Here is an 18,251-nt window from a genome sequence, read left to right as displayed (position 1 = left end):
CGCCACCCGGCCGGGGCATGGCCGGACAGGGCGGCATGGTTCACGCCGCTGCCGCGCTCTCCGGCAGTTGTAGAAAGAGCAGGGAAGACCATGCCGTTCAAACCGACCGATTACCGGCCCTATGATTTCGCCAACCGGCGCCACATCGGCCCCTCGCCCGAGGAAATGGCCGAGATGCTCGAGACCGTGGGCGCGCCGACGCTGGATGCGCTGATCGACGAGACCATCCCCGCCGCCATCCGCCAGACCGAGCCGCTCGATTTCGGCAAGGCCAAGTCCGAGCGGGAACTGCTCCATTACATGCGCGAGGTCGCGGCCAGGAACGACGTGCTGACCAGCATGATCGGGCAGGGCTATCACGGGACGGTGACGCCGCCCGCGATCCAGCGCAATATCCTGGAGAACTCGGCCTGGTACACGGCCTATACGCCCTACCAGCCCGAGATCAGCCAGGGGCGGCTCGAGGCGCTGCTGAATTTCCAGACCATGGTGAGCGACCTGACCGGGCTCGAGATCGCCAATGCCTCGCTGCTGGACGAAGCCACCGCCGCGGCCGAGGCCATGGCCATGGCGCAGCGCATCGCGAAATCGAAGGCGACGGCGTTTTTTGTTGACCACCACTGCCACCCGCAGACCATCGCCGTGATCGAGACCCGCGCCGCGCCGCTCGGGATCGAGGTGATCGTGGCCGACCCGGCGCAGATGGATGCGGCGGCGGTGTTCGGCGCGATCTTCCAGTATCCGGGCACCTACGGCCACCTGCATGATTTCACCGAGCCGATCGCCGCCCTGCACGAGGCGAAGGCCATCGGCGTGATCGCCGCCGATCCGATGGCGCTCACCCTGCTCAAGGAACCCGGCGCCATGGGGGCCGACATCGCCGTGGGCAGCACCCAGCGATTCGGCATCCCCATGGGCTATGGCGGTCCCCATGCCGCCTATATGGCGACGCGCGAGGAACACGCCCGCGCCATGCCGGGGCGAATCGTCGGTGTGTCGATCGACGCCCGCGGCAACCGCGCCTACCGGCTTGCGCTGCAGACGCGCGAACAGCATATCCGCCGCGAAAAGGCCACCAGCAACGTCTGCACGGCACAGGCCCTGCTGGCGGTGATGGCGGGCATGTATGCGGTGTTCCACGGGCCCGAGGGGCTCAAGGCCATCGCCCAGCGCATCCACCGCAAGGCCGTGCGTCTTGCGCGCGGGCTGGAAGAGGCGGGCTTCCGCGTCGAACCGGACACGTTCTTCGACACGATCACCGTCGATGTCGGGCCGCTGCAGGCGACGCTGATGAAATCCGCACTGGACGAGGGGATCAACTTCCGCCGCGTCGGCAGGACCCGGATCGGCATCACGCTGGATGAAAGCACCCGGCGCGACGACATCGAGGACGCCTGGCGCGCCTTCGGCATCATCCGCCGCGACGACGATTTCACCCCCGAATACCGCTTTCCCGAGCAGCTTCTGCGCACGAGCGACTATCTCACCCACCCGATCTTTCACATGAACCGGGCCGAGACCGAGATGACGCGCTACATGCGCCGGCTCGCCGACCGGGATCTGGCGCTCGACCGGGCGATGATTCCGCTCGGCTCCTGCACCATGAAGCTGAACGCCGCCGCCGAGATGATGCCGATCACCATGCATGCCTTTGCCCACATGCACCCCTTCGCCCCGGCGGAGCAGGCCGGCGGCTATCATGAACTCGTCACCGATCTGTCGGCCAAGCTCTGCGCCATCACGGGGTATGATGCGTTTTCGATGCAGCCGAATTCCGGCGCGCAGGGCGAGCTTGCCGGGCTGCTGACCATCGCCGCATGGCATCGCAACAACGGCGAGGGGCACCGCAATGTCTGCCTCATCCCGAATTCGGCCCATGGCACGAACCCGGCGAGCGCGCGCATGGTCGGCTGGAAGGTGGTCGCGGTCAAGACCGCCGACAACGGTGACATCGACCTTGAGGATTTCCGCGCAAAGGCCGAGAAACATTCGGAAAACCTTGCTGCCTGCATGATCACCTATCCGAGCACCCACGGCGTGTTCGAGGAAACCGTGCACGAGGTGAGCGCGATCACCCACCAGCACGGCGGGCAGGTCTATATCGACGGCGCCAACATGAACGCCATGGTCGGGCTTGGCCGGCCGGGCGATCTGGGCGGCGATGTGAGCCACCTGAACCTGCACAAGACCTTTGCCATTCCTCACGGTGGCGGCGGGCCGGGCATGGGGCCGATCGGGGTCAAGAAGCACCTCGTCCCCTGTCTTCCGGGACATCCGGCCACCGGCGGTGAAGAGGGGCCGGTATCGGCCGCGCCCTATGGCAGCGCGCTGATTCTCACCATCTCCTGGGCCTATTGCCTGATGATGGGCGGGCAGGGGCTGACGCAGGCGTCCAAGGTCGCGATCCTGAACGCGAACTACATCGCGGACCGGCTCCAGGGCGCCTATGACGTGCTTTACCGGGGCACCACCGGGCGCGTTGCGCATGAATGCATCATCGACACGCGTCCCTTTGCGGAAAGCGCGGGGGTGAGCGTCGATGACATCGCCAAGCGCCTTGTGGATGCGGGCTTCCACGCCCCGACCATGAGCTGGCCGGTCGCCGGGACGCTGATGATCGAGCCGACCGAGAGCGAGACCAAGCTGGAACTCGACCGTTTCTGCGAGGCGATGCTGGCAATCCGCGAGGAAATCCGCGCCATCGAGACCGGCGAGATGGACCGCGAGAACAACCCGCTCAGGAACGCGCCGCACACCATGGCCGACCTCATGGAGGACTGGGACCGCCCCTATTCCCGGCGCGAGGGCTGTTTCCCGCCGGGCTCCTTCGGGGTGGATAAATACTGGCCGCCGGTGAACCGGGTGGACAATGCCTGGGGCGACCGCAACCTGATGTGCACCTGCCCGCCGATGGAGGCCTATGCCGAAGCCGCCGAATAGGCGCCGGCGCCGGGGCCGGGCCGGGCCGGGGGGCCTGTATCAGGCAAAGGGGTCGTCGGGATAGGCGACCCCCGCCAGATACAGCCCGTCCGGCGGCGCCACTGGTCCGCAGGCCGCGCGCTCACATGCGATGAGCGCGCGGCGCACGGCATCCGGCTCCCACGCTCCCGCGCCGACCCGCTCGAGCGTGCCCACAATACTGCGCACCTGATTGTGCAGGAAGGACCGCGCCCGCAGGCGGAAGTGGATTTCCGCGCCCGAAAGCCCCTCGACCTGTGTGATGGTGATCTCGTCGAGCGTCTTGACCGGGCTCGCCGCCTGACAGATCGAGGCGCGGAAGGTGGTGAAATCGTGATGCCCGATCAGATGGCGGGCCCCTTCGCGCATGGCCCCGATGTCGAGCGCATGGCCGATCTGCCAGACCTGCCCGCGCGCGAACGTCGCGGGTGCGCGCCGCGGCAGGACGCGGAACAGATAGCGCCGCTCCCGCGCCGAGAACCGCGCATGCCAGTCATCCGCAACCGGCGCGCAGTCCAGCACCGCGACCGGCAGCGGCTTCAGATGGTGGTTCAGCGCCTCCATGAGGCGGAATGGATCCCAGTCGCGCATCAGGTCGCAATGGGCGACCTGGGCCAGCGCATGCACCCCCGCATCGGTGCGCCCGGCGGCATTGATCCGGTGTTCGCGCGGCTCGAGCCGGGCAAGCGCGGTCTCGATCGCCTCCTGCACCGAGGGCTGATCCTTCTGGCGCTGCCACCCGGCGAAGGGTGCGCCCTGATATTCGACCTTGAGAGCATAGCGCGGCATGAGGGGCGCCTAGCGCGCGGCCCCGGTCTGCGCAAGGGGCAACGCCAGGGCGCAGATGCCTGGCGGTCGCGGAGTCAAAGCTGCGCCCCGGCATAGCTGCCGGCCGCGACGCCGGTGCAGAGGTCTTCCCACTGGCAACCGGCGCAGCCCGTGCGGATCCGCCCCTCGGCAAAGCCCTCGCGCAATTCCCGGATCTGCGCCGGCGTCAACGCAAGCCGCGTGCCCGGCCGGACCGTGACCGCGAGCAGCGCCCCGGCCTCCTGCGCGGCTACCTGGTCGCGCGCGGTGACGTCCTCGTCGTGACAATGCGGGGCCGGTTCCGACAGCAGCGGCGCGCAGATGTCATCGGGGCCGGCGACGATCACGATCCCTTCGCCCTTGCCGAGCCGGTCCATGATCGCCCGCATGTTGGCGGTGAACGCCGGCGTATAGCCGTGGCCCGAAAAGGTCAGCATGCAGAGCAGGTGATGGGGACGAAGCCGGACCGTCATGCGGTGCCTTCCCCGCGCCGCCGCGGCGGGACACGAAGGCCGGGCCGCCCCTCACCAGGTGACATGGAACATCGCCTTGGCAAGGAACACGATCAGCACCACGTGGATAAAGACGCTTATGTGGATCATCTTGAAATGGCGCGAACGCAGCTTGCCCCGCGGCCCGAGCGTGATCGCGGTGATGAAATGCGCAAGCACGCTGAGCGCGAGCAGGATCTTGAGCGAAAGCAGCGTGCCGAAGCTGCTGGCGAAAGGGTTAGCCAGCGAGGCGCGGTATTGCCAGGCCATGCCGATGCCGGCGGTATAAAGCACGATGATGACAAAGGGCATCACGCGCCGCGCCCGCTTTCCGATCGCGACCTCGACCCGCCGCATGGTGTCGCGCCCGAGCGGCTCGCGCAGGGATTCAAGGATCACGACCTCGAAGAACACCGTCCCGACGAAAAAGATCGCGGCAAGAAGATGCAGCGTCACCAGAACGAAATAGCTCATCCCCGGCTGTCCTGTCCCATGATCGCGCGCTCCATCCCGGCGGCGCAGCAAAGGTTTTCAAGATCGCGCCCGATGCTGGCCATGGCGAGCACGCGCCCGTCCTTCCTGAAGCGCACGGCGCAGTCGCGGGCGGAGATGTCGCCGTCGATGTCGATCTCGTCCCAGTCGGTGGCGTGGCCGACATAATTTATCTGCACGTCGTAATGTTCGCTCCAGAAGAAGGGGATGTCGTGATGCGGGCGCGCAAGGCCCAGCATGTTCGCGGCGGCACTCTGGCCCTGGCGCTGTGCGACCTGCCAGTGTTCGACCCGGATGTCGCTGCCGCTCGCGGCATCCGGCCAGCGGGCGGCGTCACCCGCGGCGAATATGCCGGGTGCGCTGGTTTCAAGGAAGCGATCCACCTTGATGCCGTTCCCGACCCGGATTCCGGCCGTCTCGGCCAGTTGCGTGCGCGGGCGCACCCCGACCCCGGCGATGACCAGATCCGCGGGCAGGGTGCCGCCGCTTTCCAGTTGCACGGCGCCGTCGGTCACGCCGGTCACGGTGTTTTCAAGATGGAAGATCACCCCGTGCCTTTCATGCAGCGAACGGATGTAATCGCCAAGCTCCGCGCCCAGCACCCGTTCGAGCGGGCGCCTGTCGGGGGCGACCACATGCACCTCGAGCCCGCGTTTCAGAAGCGATGCGGCGACCTCGAGCCCGATGAACCCGGCGCCGATCACCACCGCGCGCTGTTTGCCCGGCAACTGGTCAATGATGGCACGGCAGTCGCGGATCGAGCGCAGCGTGTGCACATGCGGCAGATCCATCCCCGGAACCGGCAGGCGCACCGGTTCGGCCCCCGTGGCGAGCAGAAGCCGGTCATAGCCGAGGCTCGTGCCGTCGCCCAGCCGGACCTCGCCTGCCGCCACGTCGATCCCGGTCACTTCGGTCGAAAGCCGCAGGTCGATGGCCTTGTTGTCGTAATAGGTCTGCTTGCGCAGCGGCATCCAGGCTTCGGGGGCATCGCCGCTCAGATAATCCTTGGACAGGTTCGGACGGTCGAGCGGCAGATCCTCTTCGGCGCTCAGCAGGGTGAGCGACCCCTCATGGCCCAGATCGCGAAGCCGCTGCGCTGCCGCAAACCCGGCCGCGCCGCCGCCGATGATCACGATGCGCCCGGGCCCATCCGCAAGTTCGACCGGAATTTCGCGGGTTTTGGGCAGTTTTTCGGAAACGAAGATGCGCCCGTTGCTTTCCTCGACCTTCCAGAGCGACAGCGGGCTCAGTGCCGGGGCGCCGAGCGCCTCTCCGGTGCGCAGGCTGAAACAGGCGTGGTGCCAGGGACAGTTCAGCGTGTCCCCGACCACGAGCCCCTCCTTTAGCGGCGCATGGTAATGGCTGCAGCGGGAATCGATGGCGATGATGCCATCATCGCGCTGCAGCAGGAGAACCGGCTTCTTGTCCACGTGCCCCTCCAGCATGCCGCGGGCATCGAAATCGGATATGCTCACGCCCGCCGTCAGGTCGGGACCGGTCGGTTTGGTGTTTCCCGTCGCCATGTCGATTCTCCTGTCACGTCCTCGGTTGTTCGGCTGGCCGCACCGCCCACAGGTCCGGGCGGTGCAGGGTGCGGCGCAGGATCAGGCGAGGCCCTCGTCCTTCAGCACCTTCATCACCGTCGCGTCCTCGTTCATGGTTTGGTGGTGGCGCGCGAGTTCGCCGAGGTCCGAGACGTCGATACCCTGATCATGGGCCCAGCGGGTCATGACGAAAAGATAGGGATCCGCAATCGACCGATGCCCGGCGATCCAGTCGCGGTGGTAAAGCGCGTCATTCACGAGTCCGAACAGGAAGACCAGCCGCTCGCGGGCGTTGTCCTTCGTCTTTTCGATCACCGCCTCGTCGCCCAGATAGGCGGTGCTGCCGAAAAACGGCTTGAACGCCGGGTGCATGTCCGAATTCAGCATGCCGAACCAGCGGTGCACCTCGGCGCGGGATTGCGGCGTGCCGTCGCCTTCGAGCCCGGCCTCCGGGTGACGGTCGGCCAGATAGGCCAGCACCGATGCGTTCTGCGTCAGCACCGTCCCGTCAAGGAGTTCGAGCGCCGGCACCGCACCGAGCGGATTGATTGCGAGATATTCGGGCGACTTCAGCCGGTCATGGGCGATCCGCACGGTTTCATAGGGCTCTCCGACCCATTCGAGCGTGATATGGCTCGCGAGCGAACAGGCGCCGGGCATGTAATAGAGTTTCACTTTCTTGTCCTCGTCGTTGCTGCATCCATGCCGGACATGTAGCGCGCAACCGCCGCCAAGCGAGGCCGCCCCTCGCGGTTCACTCCGCCCTCCCGCTCGGCTGCTCCGCCACCGGGTGGATCGCGCGGAACGAGACGCTGAGGCGGTTCCAGACATTGATCACCGACACCGCCATCGTCAGCCGGACCAGTTCCGCATCCGGGAAATGCTCGCGCGTCGCGGCGAAAAGGTCATCCGGCACACCGCCCTCGGAAATCCGCGTGACGGCCTCGGTCCAGGCAAGGGCGGCGCGCTCACGCGGGGTGAACAGCGGCGATTCGCGCCAGGCGGCGACCAGATGGAGGCGCTGCTCGGTCTCGCCGTCCTCGCGCGCCTCGCGGCTGTGCATGTCCACGCAGAACGAACAGCCGTTGATCTGGGATGCACGCAGCTTGACCAGATGCAGCAGGCCGCGTTCAAGCCCGCTGTCCTCGACCGACCGGTTGAACGCCAGCAGCCCCTTCATCTGGTCGGGGGCCTTGGGGAAATAGTCCAGTCTGGGTTTCATGGGACTTGTCCGATGGGGGTGGATCGGCGGAAACGGGGCAACCCCGCGCCGGGGCCGGATCGGGTCAGCCCGGGGCCGGCCAGTCGCGCAGCTGCACCAGCGCCGGATCCCCGGCATGGGTGGTCAGCATCGCGGCCACGCGCTCCTGCCAGAGCGCGCCGAATTCCGCCCGCTGCCCGGGGCTCGCGCGCCCGGAGAGAACCAGCGGCAGGAGGCGCTGCATCTGCGGCGCCGGCGGCACTGCGGAAGTGTCGAAAGTCACGCTCACACCGCGCCCGCTGTCACGGCGCCTGAGCCCGAGCGTGCCCTCGAGCGCGACACCGAAACGCAGCAGGTCGCGCCGCGAAAACATGCGCTGCGGGCCGATCCCGCCGAACCCGGTTTCCCCGGCTGCCCCCGTGAGCAGCGTCGCGACCGAAGCGATGACCCCGGCCACCCCCGCATCCGGCGCCTCGGGCAGCGCCACTTCGATCGCGCCGCGCTCGGGCGTGTCCGCGCCGTAAAGCGCGCGCAACCCCTGGCAGAGCGCGAGATAAGCCCCCGCGACCGTCGGGCAGGAATGTCCGGCCAGCTTGACCGCATCCCCGTAGGAATAGGTGATGTGCCCGTCCCCGATCCCGAGGAAGGCCGCCAGCGGATCCTGCAGGGTGATCGTCGGCGCGGCGGCGAAAAAGGCGGGAAACGACATCGCGAACCTCCGGCCGGCGCATCGCGTCAGGCGGCGCGGGCGCGATGCGACTCAGAATACCCGGGCGATTATATGGCCTTTGTCCGGCCAACCGAAGGCGCACAATGTGAAAGCGCAGCGACACCCTGTCGCTGCCGGCTGTGCTTTCATGGTCGCGCAATGAAAAAGGGGCCGGCGGTCCTCCGACCAGCGGCAGCTTGTGGCTTCGCGCCCGCATGTGCGGGCGGGTGCGGTCACTCCTGCGGCAGGGGCGGCACCGCGTCCTTGGCAAACGCCGTGGTCGTGATCCTGACGCCGTTCCCGCGCTCTTCGATCGCGACGCGCCCGGCCACGCCCGAGCCGTCCACTTCGGCCAGATCGCCGACATAGGGCAGGGTGATACCCTGCGGGAACTCGCCGCAGGCGACGAGCGGCGCGTCGGGTTCGTCCTGGCGGGTGACGGCAAGCGCGAATCCACCGGCAGCGAGGTCATCGGCGGTGATCCGGCTGGTCGATTCGTCCTCGGCGCGCAGATCATCGGGCATGGCCGCCCCGTCGGGCGCGACGCGGCTCCATTCCTCGGTATCACCGTCATCCTCGAGTTCAAGGTCGCCCACGTCCTTCACGACCGTGTTCGCGGCATAGGCGTCGCAGGTGCCCTTGAACATGTAGGCGCCGTAATCGTCGTCGTCGGCATGGGCGGCCGCGCCGAGAATACAAAGCGCGGCGGCAAGAGAAGTGGCGGAAGCAAGACGCTTGGGTGTAAGGCGCATGGTGCTGGCTCCGATACTGGTTGGGGGATGATGGATGTTGCCCCGGGGAACGATGCCATTGCAACGTTCGGAGTGGCGCTCCGGTTCCGGCCGGTCGGTGACGGGCAACAATCCGCCCCGGCCCGCGACGGGGCCGGGGCGTTCCACGAAACGCGGCGTCGGGTGCGGGTTCAGCCCTTCTGGCGCTCGTGGAATACGAAACCGAGGAAATTCAGCAGCACCTGCGCCGCGAGGATCGACGTGATCTCACCCGAGTCATAGGCCGGAGCGACCTCGACCAGGTCGATGCCGACGACCTCGTGACGCCGTGCCAGCGCCTGAAGCATCTCGAGCACCTCGTAATAGAGGAACCCGCCGTGGCTCGGCGTGCCGGTGCCCGGCGCGATCGAGGGGCAGAAGCCGTCGATGTCGAGCGTGACATAGACCCGCGCGCCCTGGGGGATGCGGTCGATCACGCCCTCGGCGCCCAGCTTGCGCATCTGCCGCACCGACAGGATGTCGGAGCCCATCCTGCGCGCGGCCTCGTAGCCCTCGCGCGCGGTGGAGGAGACGTTGCGGATGCCGACCTGCGTCATGCCGGTCACATAGGATTTCTCGGCCGCGCGGCGCAGCGGGCTGCCGTGGCCGACGCGCACGCCGTGACGCTCGTCCACGAAATCGAGATGGGCGTCGATCTGCAGGATATGGATGTCGCCCTGGCCCTCGAATGCCTCGATACAGGGGATGTTGATCGAATGGTCGCCCCCGATCACCACCGGGAACGCCTTGGCGGCGAGGATCGCCTCGACCCCCTTGCGGATGTTGGCGTGGCTCGCCGTGGTGTCGGTATGCACGATGTCGGCATCGCCGATATCGACGATGCGCACCGATTCGGGCAGATAGGTGCAGTCGTCCTCGTGGTCATAGGCGCCGGCATGGCCGAAGCTGAACAGCGTCGAGGCCTCGCGCACCCCGCGCGGCCCGAAGCGGGCGCCGGCGCGGAACTGGGTGCCGAAGTCGAAAGGCGCGCCCAGCACCGCCACATCGGCGTCGATCCTGCTCCAGTCCTCGACATAGGGGCGCTTGGCGAAGGTCGAGATGCCGACGAAGGGCAGGTTCAGGCGGCCGCCCTCATAGCCGTGGGAAGATTTGTCCATGGCAATCATGTCTCCTTGCGGGTTTCTTGAATTCTGGGCTCAGCGGAAGGCGAGGTCGCGCAGCAGCAGGGCGATGTCGGGGAATACCATGGTCAGCACCGTGACCCCGAGCAGGATCAGCAGGAACACCGGCACCCCGCGCACCACCTCGATGAACGGGCGCTGGAACACGGCGACGGCGGTGAACAGGTTGACCCCGAATGGCGGCGTTGCCGCGCCGATGGCGACCTGCAGCGTCACGATCACCCCGACCAGCACCGGATCGAGCCCGGCGGCGGCGATCAGCGGCGAAAAGATCGGCACGAGGATCAGCATCACGACCACGGAATCGACGAACATGCAGCCGAGGAAGAAGGCGATGTTGACCGCCAGCAGCACCTTCCACACGCTCGCATCGGCAAGGCCGAGCCCGGCGATGATGTCTTGCGGCAGTTGCGCGAAGGAGATGATCCAGGAAAACGCCGCGCCGGCCGCGATCAGGATGAAGATGATCGAGGTCATGACCCCGGTACCGAGCGCCACGTCCCAGAGATCGCGCAGCTTGATCGAGCGGAACACCACCAGTTCCAGGATCACCGCATAGAACACGCAGATGGCCGCGGCCTCGGTCGGGCTGAAGATCCCGCCGTAGATGCCGCCCACGACCAGCACCGGAAAGCCGAGCGGCCAGAGGGCGCGGCGCGTCGCCGCCAGCCGCTCGCCCCAGCTGGCGCGGGGCATGACGGGGATCTGCTGGCGCCAGGCGACGAACCAGCACCAGGCCGAGAACAGCACCACGATGATGAGCCCCGGCCCGATCCCGGCGATGAACAGCTCGGCGATCGAGGTGCCCGAGAGCACGCCGTAGATGATCATGCTGATCGAGGGCGGGATCAGATAGGCAAGGTCGGCGGCATTGACGATCAGCCCCATGGTGAAATCGTCGCGATAGCCGGCCCGCAGCATGCGCGGGCGCATCGGCCCGCCGACCGCGACCACCGTCGCCTGGGTCGAGCCGCAGACCGCGCCGAACAGCGCGCAGGCCGAGGTGACCGAAATCGCCAGCCCGCCGCGCACATGGCCCATGAAGCGCAGCACCAGATCCACCAGCCGTTCGGCGGAATGGCCGCGGGTGATGATGTCGGCGGCAAGGATGAACATCGGCACCGCCACCAGCGCCGAGGGCTTCACCCCGCCGATCATCTGCTGGATGATCTGCTGCATGCTGAGTTCGGGGAAATAGATCAGGAATGCGACCAGAGTCGCTCCGAGCAGCGGCATCATCATCGGATAGCCCGCCACGAGAAGCAGGCACATCACGCTCACCAGAACCCAGGTCATGGCGTCGTCTCCCTCTTGTCGTGCTCTTCCTGCAGTTCCAGCAGCGTGATCAGTTCGGGGTCGTCATAGGCGTCGGTCTCCTCATGCGAGATCCAGACCGATTCCCGCCGCGTGAGGTTGACCCAGACGGTCGCCAGATACTGGATGCCGGTCAGGACCAGCCCGACCACGACGCCGATATAGGTGATCCAGAGCGGCACCTGCATCGCCGGCGTGACCCGGCCGCGCGCGGCGACCTTGGCGACGTATTCCCAGGCCTCCCAGGCCAGCAGGAACATCACCGCCGCCGTGGACAGGGCGATGAAGGCCATGAGGTAGCGCCGCGCCGCCTCGGGCACCATGTCGTAGATCGCCGACATGCGGATATGGCGCCCCTTGCGCGTCACATAGCCAAGCCCGACGAAGGTGACCGTGACCATGAAGATCTCGTTCAGCTCTTCGGAGAAATAGAGGCTGTGCGACAGCACGTAACGGCTGATCACATTGGCGATCGTGTTGATTGCGATCACCAGCATGGAGGTGGCGACGATGAAGGCCTCGATCCACGAAAGGCCGGTATCGACCCGATTCAGGACATGCATGAAGGGCGATGGCCGCTTGGTCATGGCGTGGTCTTCCTGCTGCGGGAACATGCCCCCGGAAACCGGCACCGCCGGTCCCCGGGGGCGGATTGCATCACTGCCCGATCTCGGCCTGCAGCTTCTCGAACATGTCGGCGGCACTCTGGCTGACCACCTGCCCGATCGCGGCCTTGGTGGCCTCGGCGCGTTCGCGGAAGGCGGCGCGCTCGTCCTCGTCAAGCTCGATCAGTTCGATGTCGGGCTTGGCCTCCTTGATCTTGTCGAGCCGCTCGTCGTTGAAGCGGGCGGCGATCGGGCCGATATATTCGTTCGTCTCGCGCAGCGTTTCCTCGATCAGTTCCTGGCGCTCGGCCGACTGCGTCTGGAACCAGTCGTCGCTGATCAGAACGGCGGTGATGAGGTCGGATTCGCCGGCCCAGATCAGGTAGTTCGAGACCTCGTAGAACTTCATTTCCTCGATCGCCGACAGCGGGTTCACCTGGCCGTCCACCTGGCCGAGCTGCAGCGCGCCATAGACCTCGCCGAAGGGCACCGGGGTCGGGCTCGCGCCGAGATCCTCATAGGCCTTCAGCAGCAGGGGCGACACCATCACCCGCATCTTGAAGTTGCGCAGATCCTCGGGCTTGTGCACGGGCTTCTTGGTGGTCCAGACCATCGCCCCCCCGCTGTAGAGCGCACCGAGCTTCAGCCCCTTGGTCTCGAAGGCGGCGGCGAGGTCGCCGTTCAGCGTCTCGCTGCTCTGGAGGATGCGGTCCACTTCGGCCGTGTCCGAGGGGAACGCGTAGGGCGTCAGCAGGATCTGGCTTTCGGGCACCAGCGTGCCGAGGTTGCCGACCGAGAGGTTCGAGAACTGCACGATGCCGTCGGCGGTCTGTTCGGCCACTTCGGTCGGCGTTCCGAGCGAGCCCAGCGGATAGATCGTGACGGTCACTTCGCCGTCGGTCGCGCTCTCGATGCGCTGCTTGAACTCCTGCGCGTAGCTGTCCATGATCGAGCCCGGGATTTCCTCGATCGCGAACTTCCACTGTTCGGCCAGAACCGGCGTGGCCAGCATGACCCCCGCAATGGTGCCGAGCGCAGCTTTCCAGAAATATGGTTGTTTCATGTCTTTCTCCCCCTTTTTGCACAACTGCCCGATGAAGGCCGCTGCATGATCGCAAGTCATTAACGTAACCGGAAGGGGCAGGAACAGCACGAAAACAACATGTCTGTTTCGGAGATTTTGAAGTAATCTTACCAACCATGCGGATCAGCGACTATACAATCAGGAATCTTCGCACCTTCTGCGCCGTCGTCGAACACGGCGGATTCGGTGCGGCGCAGGCGGTGATCGGGGCAGGGGCATCGGTCATCTCGACTCATGTGCGCGACCTTGAACATGTGCTCGGCTTCCAGCTATGCCGGCGCGGACGGGGCGGCTTCGCCGTGACCCGCAAGGGGCAGGAGGTCTATCACGAGGCGCGCCGCCTGCTGGCCTCGGTCGAAAGCTGCGAGGCCAATCTCGACGCCCTGCGCCGGGTCTTGAGCGGCAATTTGCGGGTCGGCATCGTCGACAGCGAGGGCGACAACCCGGATCTGCCGGTTCACGCCGCCATCGCGCGATTTCTCGACCGCGAACACGAGGTGCATATCAGCCTCGAGGTGGCAGCCCCCGAGATCCTCGCCAAGGGGCTGCAGACCGGGGACATCCACGTCGCCATCGGGCCGTTCCACGACCGCCAGCCCAACATCAGCTATCAGCCGATCTATTCCGAGCGCCACGCGCTCTATTGCGGGCGCGATCATCCGCTGTTCGACCTGCCGGCCGGAGAGGTGACGGCCGAGGTGTTGCGCGGCCATGTGCTTTCGGTGCGCGGCTATCTGCGCAATACCGAATTCGCGAACCTGCCGGATGCCCAGATCGGCGCCACCGTTTCGAACATGGAGGCGCAGGCGATCCTGATCCGCAGCGGGCGGTTCCTCGGTTTCCTGCCGATGCATTTCGCCCGCACCTGGGTCGGGCGCGGCGAAATGCGCGAGCTTCGCGTGGCCGGGCTCGGCTGGGATTCGCAGTTCTGGCTGGCGCTGCGCCGGCAGCCGGAGCCGTCGAAGGTGGTGCAGAAATTCTCGAAGGACATGCTCGCCGCGCTCGGCTAGGCCCGGCGCGCGGGCGACCGTTATCCTCGGGCCCGTGGTGCCGCTCAGCGCTTGTTGTCCGGGTGGTCGCGCGAGCGGTCCGAGACGCGGCCGTTGCGGGGCCAGCGCCCGGTCGGCAGGTGCCAGCCGTAGCGGATCGCGCCGAAACGCAGCGCGAAACAGAGCGTCGCGCCAAGTGCCGCCGGCAGGAGCGGGGGAACCCCCGCCGCATGGCCCCCCGCCACCACCGCCGCCCCGGCAAGCGCCGCCAGCGCATAGAAATCCGACCGCAGGACCACGGGGATGTCATTGGCCAGCACGTCCCGCAACATGCCGCCACCGATGCCGGTCACCATGCCGAGCAGCGCCGCCATGACCGGGCTCAGCCCGAAATCGAGCGCCTTTTCCGTGCCGGCAACGGCAAAGAAGGCCAGGCCCAGCGCATCGAACCACTGCACCGGGTGCTGCAGCCGGGCGATCGGCGGACACCACAGGAAGACGAGCAGCCCGGCAAGCACCGACATCGCCACATAGTGCCAGGTCGAGATCGCCGCCGGTGGCGTGGCGCCGATCAGAAGGTCACGGGTGATGCCGCCGGTATTGCCGGCGACGAAGGCCAGCACCAGCACACCGAACACGTCCATCCGCCGCCGCACCGCGGCCACGCCGCCGCTGATCGCAAAGACGAAGGTGCCACCGAGATCGAGCACCGAGGACAACAGGTCATACATGGATCGCTCCTCTGCGGCGGATCGCGCCGGTGGTTCCGGTCCCGAGCGGCCGGCCGGGGTCGGCGTCCAGGCGCCGCCGTTGCGGCCGGATCGCGGCGGCCCCGTGTCCGAAAACCGTCCGGCCGGTGATTTCGAAAGAGTTGACAAAATTCCGGGCCTGCCGGATCATCCAATGAATACCGGCCTTTGCAACCCTGTTCCACCCGTGTTTCCGGCATGATCCGGCGGGTGGCGGGCCGCCTGCCGGTGCCGGTCCGCAAGGTGGCACCGGATCCCGGCCGCGGGGCGTATCCGCGATGCGCCGCAAGCGTCTTGACGGCCCCTCCCGCCACCCGGGCCGGGCCGTTTGCAGGAAGGGCACCCGCCGAGGCAACCATGGTCCGCAAACCCACCCCCGACCGGTTCGACCCGAACCAGGTTCTGCAGCACAGCTGCATCGCGCGCGATCTGCGCGAGGTTCTGGACGGCGAGCGCAGGCTTGCGGGCCGCGACAGCCGCCTTCCGGTCATGATCGAGATGAACAATGCCTGGCCCGGCGGCTCGCGCTTTGCCCGCGCCGCGCTGGTCGCCGCCTATCTGAACGATCCCGCCCGCGCCGCCGAGGCCGAGCCGGCGGACCGCCCGGACACGACCCGCGAACTGCTGGCGCTGGCGCAGGGCAGCGAGCCGTGGACGGGGGCCGCCTTTGCGCGCAGCGACCGGCTGAACCTCATGACCTCGGGCTTTACCGAAGCCTATCTGTTCGGATGGCTCACGCGACGCACGATCCGCCAGATCGCGCGCGCCTGTCAGCGGGACCGCACCACGCCGATCTACAAGATCTGGCTGGATCAGCCCTGCGACAGCACCGTCTATCGGTCGTTCCGAACGGTGAAATGCGACGCCGCGCAGATCGCCTTTGGCGCGCGCGGGGAAAACATCGTCTGGGCGGTCGCGGATTCCGGGATCCAGGGCAGCCATCCGCATTTCGCGACCCATGGCACGCTCGACCTGCCGGCGCAGCTTGGCCATTTCGACTTCACCGATGAAAGCCACGCCTCGGCGGCGGATTCGGCCGCTGCGGCGCTGACCGACAGCGACGGCCACGGCACCCACGTGGCCGGGATCATCGCCGGGGAAACCCGCGTCGCAGGCGAACCGGACCGGCCGGGCACGGTCCGCGCGATCGAGATCGAGACCGCCGCCGCCGACGAGGCCGGCCGGCCCCAGACCGACCAGCTCGCGGCGCCGCCCGACCTGATCCAGGGGGTCGCACCGCTTGCGCGGATCATGAGCCTCAAGGTGCTGCCGGATCAGGGCAGCGGCCAGACCAGCGCGGTGATCGCCGCCATCGGCTATGTGCAGCAGAAGAACGAATACGGCCGCAACCTGCGCATCCACGGGCTCAACCTGAGCCTCGGCTATCCCTTCCGGCAGGACTGGTTCGCGGCGGGGCAGAGCCCGATCTGCAAGGAGGTGAACCGGCTGGTGCGCTCGGGCGTGGTCGTGGTGGTGGCGGCGGGAAACTCGGGCTTCGGCTTTGTCAGCGACGAGCGCAGCCGGTTTCATTCGAGCACCCATGCCTCGACCATTTCCGACCCCGGCAATGCCGAACTCGCGATCACGGTCGGCTCGACCCATCGCGACCAGCCGCATGAATATGGCGTGTCCTATTTCTCGGCCAAGGGTCCGACCATCGACGGGCGGCTGAAGCCCGACATTCTGGCACCGGGCGAGCGGATCGTGTCCTGCGCGCCGGGGTCGGATGCAACCATCGCCCGTTTCCGGGAACTGTCCGGCACCAGCATGGCCGCGCCGCATGTATCGGGCATGATTGCGGCCCTGATGTCGATCCGGCGCGAATTCATCGGCCAACCCGAGCGGATCAAGCGGATTCTGCTGGACAGCGCGACCGACCTTGGCCGCGCGCCGACCTTTCAGGGCGCGGGGCTGGCCGACCTGATGCGCGCCCTTCAGTCCATCTGAGGCGACCGTGGTGCGGCAAGGAGTGAAACGTCATGAGTGAACTTGGAAAGACCCCTTTCGTCTGGCTGACATTCGACGAATCCGGCCACCTTACCGGCGGGATCGAGCCGCTGCGGGCGATCCATGCCCTGATGGAGCAGGAGGGCGCGCGCGATCTGCTGATTCTCTCGCACGGCTGGAAGAACGAACACAGCCATGCCCTGCGCCTTTATCGCTCGCTCTGGCGCCATTGCCTGCCGCATCTGCCGGCATCGCGCCCCTTCGTCGTGGCCGGTGTGTCCTGGCCTGCGGTGAAATATCCGACCGATTTCGACGGCGCCGCGCTCGAGGCGGTGCTGGACACCGGAGCGCTTGCCGCCGCGGGCGGCGGCGGGGCGCCGCAGGATCTGGATGAACGCCGCTTCGAGCAGGCGATCCGGGCCGCGCTTCCGGGGAATGCGAACCTGCGCCTGCGCCGGCTTGCCCGCGCGGCGGCACGGGATCCGGGGCGCGTATCCGGCACGGCCCTGGTGCAGGAGATGTTCGAGCGCATGGCGGCGATCGCCGAAGAGGCAGGACAGCCGGACGATCCCGAGATCACGGGCGAGTGCGCCGCCATCCGTCGCGCCGCCGAGGCCGACCCGATGCAGCTCTGGCATGCGAGCGCGCAGCCGCTGGCCGGTCCGGCCGGGCGCGCCGACGGGAACGGCGGGGCGCTGGGGCGCGGCGGCGGGGGCACATTCCTGGCCGGGCCGCGCGCAACCATTGCCCGGCTGCTCAACCAGTTCACCTATTTCCCGATGAAGATCCGCGCCGGGAACATCGGGCAGATGCTGGCGCAATATCTCGATCCGCAGCCCTTCCTGCGCGACAAGCGGCTGCATCTTGCCGGGCACAGCTTTGGCGGGCGACTCGTGACCGCCTGCGCCTCGCGGCTCCAGCACCTGCGCCCCCAGAGCCTGACCCTGCTGCAGGCCGCGTTTTCGCACAACGGGCTTGCGGCCAGTTCGCCCGCCGGGGCCGGCGCCTTCGCCAATGTGATCGCCGAGCAGCGCATCAAGGGGCCGATCGCCATCACCCATACCCATAACGACCGCGCCTGCACGCTTTATTACGCGCTGGCCTCGCGCCTCTCGGGCGACCGCACGCTTGCGGTCGGCGATGCGGGCGATCCATACGGCGCCATGGGTGCGAACGGTGCGCAGCATGTGGCGGCACAACGCCACGCCGGCTTTCCCGGCGCCGGGGGCGGCGGGCCTGTGTCGGGGCGGGTGAACAACTATCTTGCCGACCGCGACATCGTTGCCGTCCCCGGCGGCCCGGATGCGCATGGAAATGTCGCGAATGCCGCGACCGGGCGGCTGCTTGCGGCGGTGATGACCGCCACGTGACACCGAAACCCGCGCCCGCCCGGACCCACCATGGCGGATGGGGCTTTCCCTTGCGGCGGATGAATGATTTCAGGGCCGG

General features: G+C 67.3%; 17 protein-coding genes. 4 read left to right on the top strand and 13 right to left on the bottom strand.

The genetic code is table 11. The annotated features are described in order from the left end of the window. Positions 1-90 precede the first annotated feature (90 nt). Positions 91-2,940: an aminomethyl-transferring glycine dehydrogenase gene (gene gcvP / locus B0B01_RS01785; protein WP_076646738.1), complete on the top strand. Its 2,850-nt coding sequence runs from the start codon at positions 91-93 to the stop codon at positions 2,938-2,940. Between the two features lie 39 nt (positions 2,941-2,979). Here gcvP and truA read toward each other — a convergent pair whose 3' ends face one another. From truA to dctP, 12 genes are all read right to left on the bottom strand, one after another. Beyond that, positions 2,980-3,747: a tRNA pseudouridine(38-40) synthase TruA gene (gene truA / locus B0B01_RS01780; RefSeq protein ID WP_076646736.1), complete on the bottom strand. Its 768-nt coding sequence runs from the start codon at positions 3,745-3,747 to the stop codon at positions 2,980-2,982. 74 nt (positions 3,748-3,821) lie between these two features. Next, positions 3,822-4,238, bottom strand: a complete 417-nt coding sequence (locus B0B01_RS01775; RefSeq protein ID WP_076646734.1) for a DUF1284 domain-containing protein — start codon at positions 4,236-4,238, stop codon at positions 3,822-3,824. Positions 4,239-4,289: 51 nt separating this feature from the next. Then, positions 4,290-4,730 (bottom strand): CopD family copper resistance protein, encoded by a 441-nt coding sequence (locus B0B01_RS01770; RefSeq protein ID WP_076646732.1) that lies wholly within the window; start codon positions 4,728-4,730, stop codon positions 4,290-4,292. Continuing rightward, a complete protein-coding gene (locus tag B0B01_RS01765; RefSeq protein ID WP_076646730.1) occupies positions 4,727-6,271 on the bottom strand; it encodes an FAD-dependent oxidoreductase in 1,545 nt (514 codons plus the stop codon). The genes B0B01_RS01770 and B0B01_RS01765 overlap by 4 nt, the downstream gene beginning before the upstream one ends. 81 nt (positions 6,272-6,352) lie before the next feature. Further along, positions 6,353-6,967, bottom strand: a complete 615-nt coding sequence (locus tag B0B01_RS01760) for a glutathione S-transferase N-terminal domain-containing protein (RefSeq protein WP_076646728.1) — start codon at positions 6,965-6,967, stop codon at positions 6,353-6,355. Between the two features lie 79 nt (positions 6,968-7,046). After that, entirely contained in the window at positions 7,047-7,514 is a 468-nt protein-coding gene (locus B0B01_RS01755; RefSeq protein WP_076646726.1) for a carboxymuconolactone decarboxylase family protein, read from the bottom strand. A 64-nt stretch (positions 7,515-7,578) separates the two neighbouring features. Continuing rightward, entirely contained in the window at positions 7,579-8,202 is a 624-nt protein-coding gene (locus B0B01_RS01750) for a hypothetical protein (protein WP_076646724.1), read from the bottom strand. Positions 8,203-8,435: 233 nt separating this feature from the next. After that, on the bottom strand, positions 8,436-8,954 hold the full coding sequence (locus B0B01_RS01745; RefSeq protein ID WP_076646722.1) for a hypothetical protein: 519 nt from the start codon (positions 8,952-8,954) through the stop codon (positions 8,436-8,438). A 170-nt stretch (positions 8,955-9,124) separates the two neighbouring features. Then, a complete protein-coding gene (speB, locus tag B0B01_RS01740) occupies positions 9,125-10,090 on the bottom strand; it encodes an agmatinase (protein WP_076649988.1) in 966 nt (321 codons plus the stop codon). Positions 10,091-10,129: 39 nt separating this feature from the next. Then, on the bottom strand, positions 10,130-11,410 hold the full coding sequence (locus B0B01_RS01735) for a TRAP transporter large permease (protein ID WP_076646720.1): 1,281 nt from the start codon (positions 11,408-11,410) through the stop codon (positions 10,130-10,132). Continuing rightward, the gene (locus B0B01_RS01730) at positions 11,407-12,015 is read right to left on the bottom strand and encodes a TRAP transporter small permease (RefSeq protein ID WP_076646718.1); all 609 of its coding nucleotides are present in this window, start codon (positions 12,013-12,015) and stop codon (positions 11,407-11,409) included. Before B0B01_RS01730 ends, B0B01_RS01735 begins: the two co-directional genes overlap by 4 nt. Before the next feature lie 70 nt (positions 12,016-12,085). Then, on the bottom strand, positions 12,086-13,096 hold the full coding sequence (gene dctP, locus B0B01_RS01725) for a TRAP transporter substrate-binding protein DctP (protein ID WP_076646716.1): 1,011 nt from the start codon (positions 13,094-13,096) through the stop codon (positions 12,086-12,088). A gap of 137 nt (positions 13,097-13,233) precedes the next feature. On the opposite strand from dctP, the gene B0B01_RS01720 reads away from it, so the two are divergent. Further along, the gene (locus B0B01_RS01720) at positions 13,234-14,127 is read left to right on the top strand and encodes a LysR family transcriptional regulator (RefSeq protein ID WP_076646714.1); all 894 of its coding nucleotides are present in this window, start codon (positions 13,234-13,236) and stop codon (positions 14,125-14,127) included. Between the two features lie 44 nt (positions 14,128-14,171). On the opposite strand, the gene B0B01_RS01715 is transcribed toward B0B01_RS01720, so the two are convergent. Then, positions 14,172-14,837, bottom strand: coding sequence for a trimeric intracellular cation channel family protein (locus B0B01_RS01715; protein ID WP_076646712.1), 666 nt, complete (start codon positions 14,835-14,837; stop codon positions 14,172-14,174). A 375-nt stretch (positions 14,838-15,212) separates the two neighbouring features. Here B0B01_RS01715 and B0B01_RS01710 point away from each other — a divergent pair, with 375 nt between their 5' ends. Then, a complete protein-coding gene (locus B0B01_RS01710; protein WP_076646710.1) occupies positions 15,213-16,802 on the top strand; it encodes a S8 family peptidase in 1,590 nt (529 codons plus the stop codon). 32 nt (positions 16,803-16,834) lie between these two features. Further along, positions 16,835-18,172, top strand: a complete 1,338-nt coding sequence (locus B0B01_RS01705) for a hypothetical protein (RefSeq protein ID WP_076646708.1) — start codon at positions 16,835-16,837, stop codon at positions 18,170-18,172. Positions 18,173-18,251: the final 79 nt, after the last annotated feature.

The organism is Pontibaca methylaminivorans (assembly GCF_900156525.1).
GTDB classification, from domain to species: domain Bacteria; phylum Pseudomonadota; class Alphaproteobacteria; order Rhodobacterales; family Rhodobacteraceae; genus Pontibaca; species Pontibaca methylaminivorans.
This window is presented reverse-complemented; position numbering and strand designations above follow the sequence as displayed.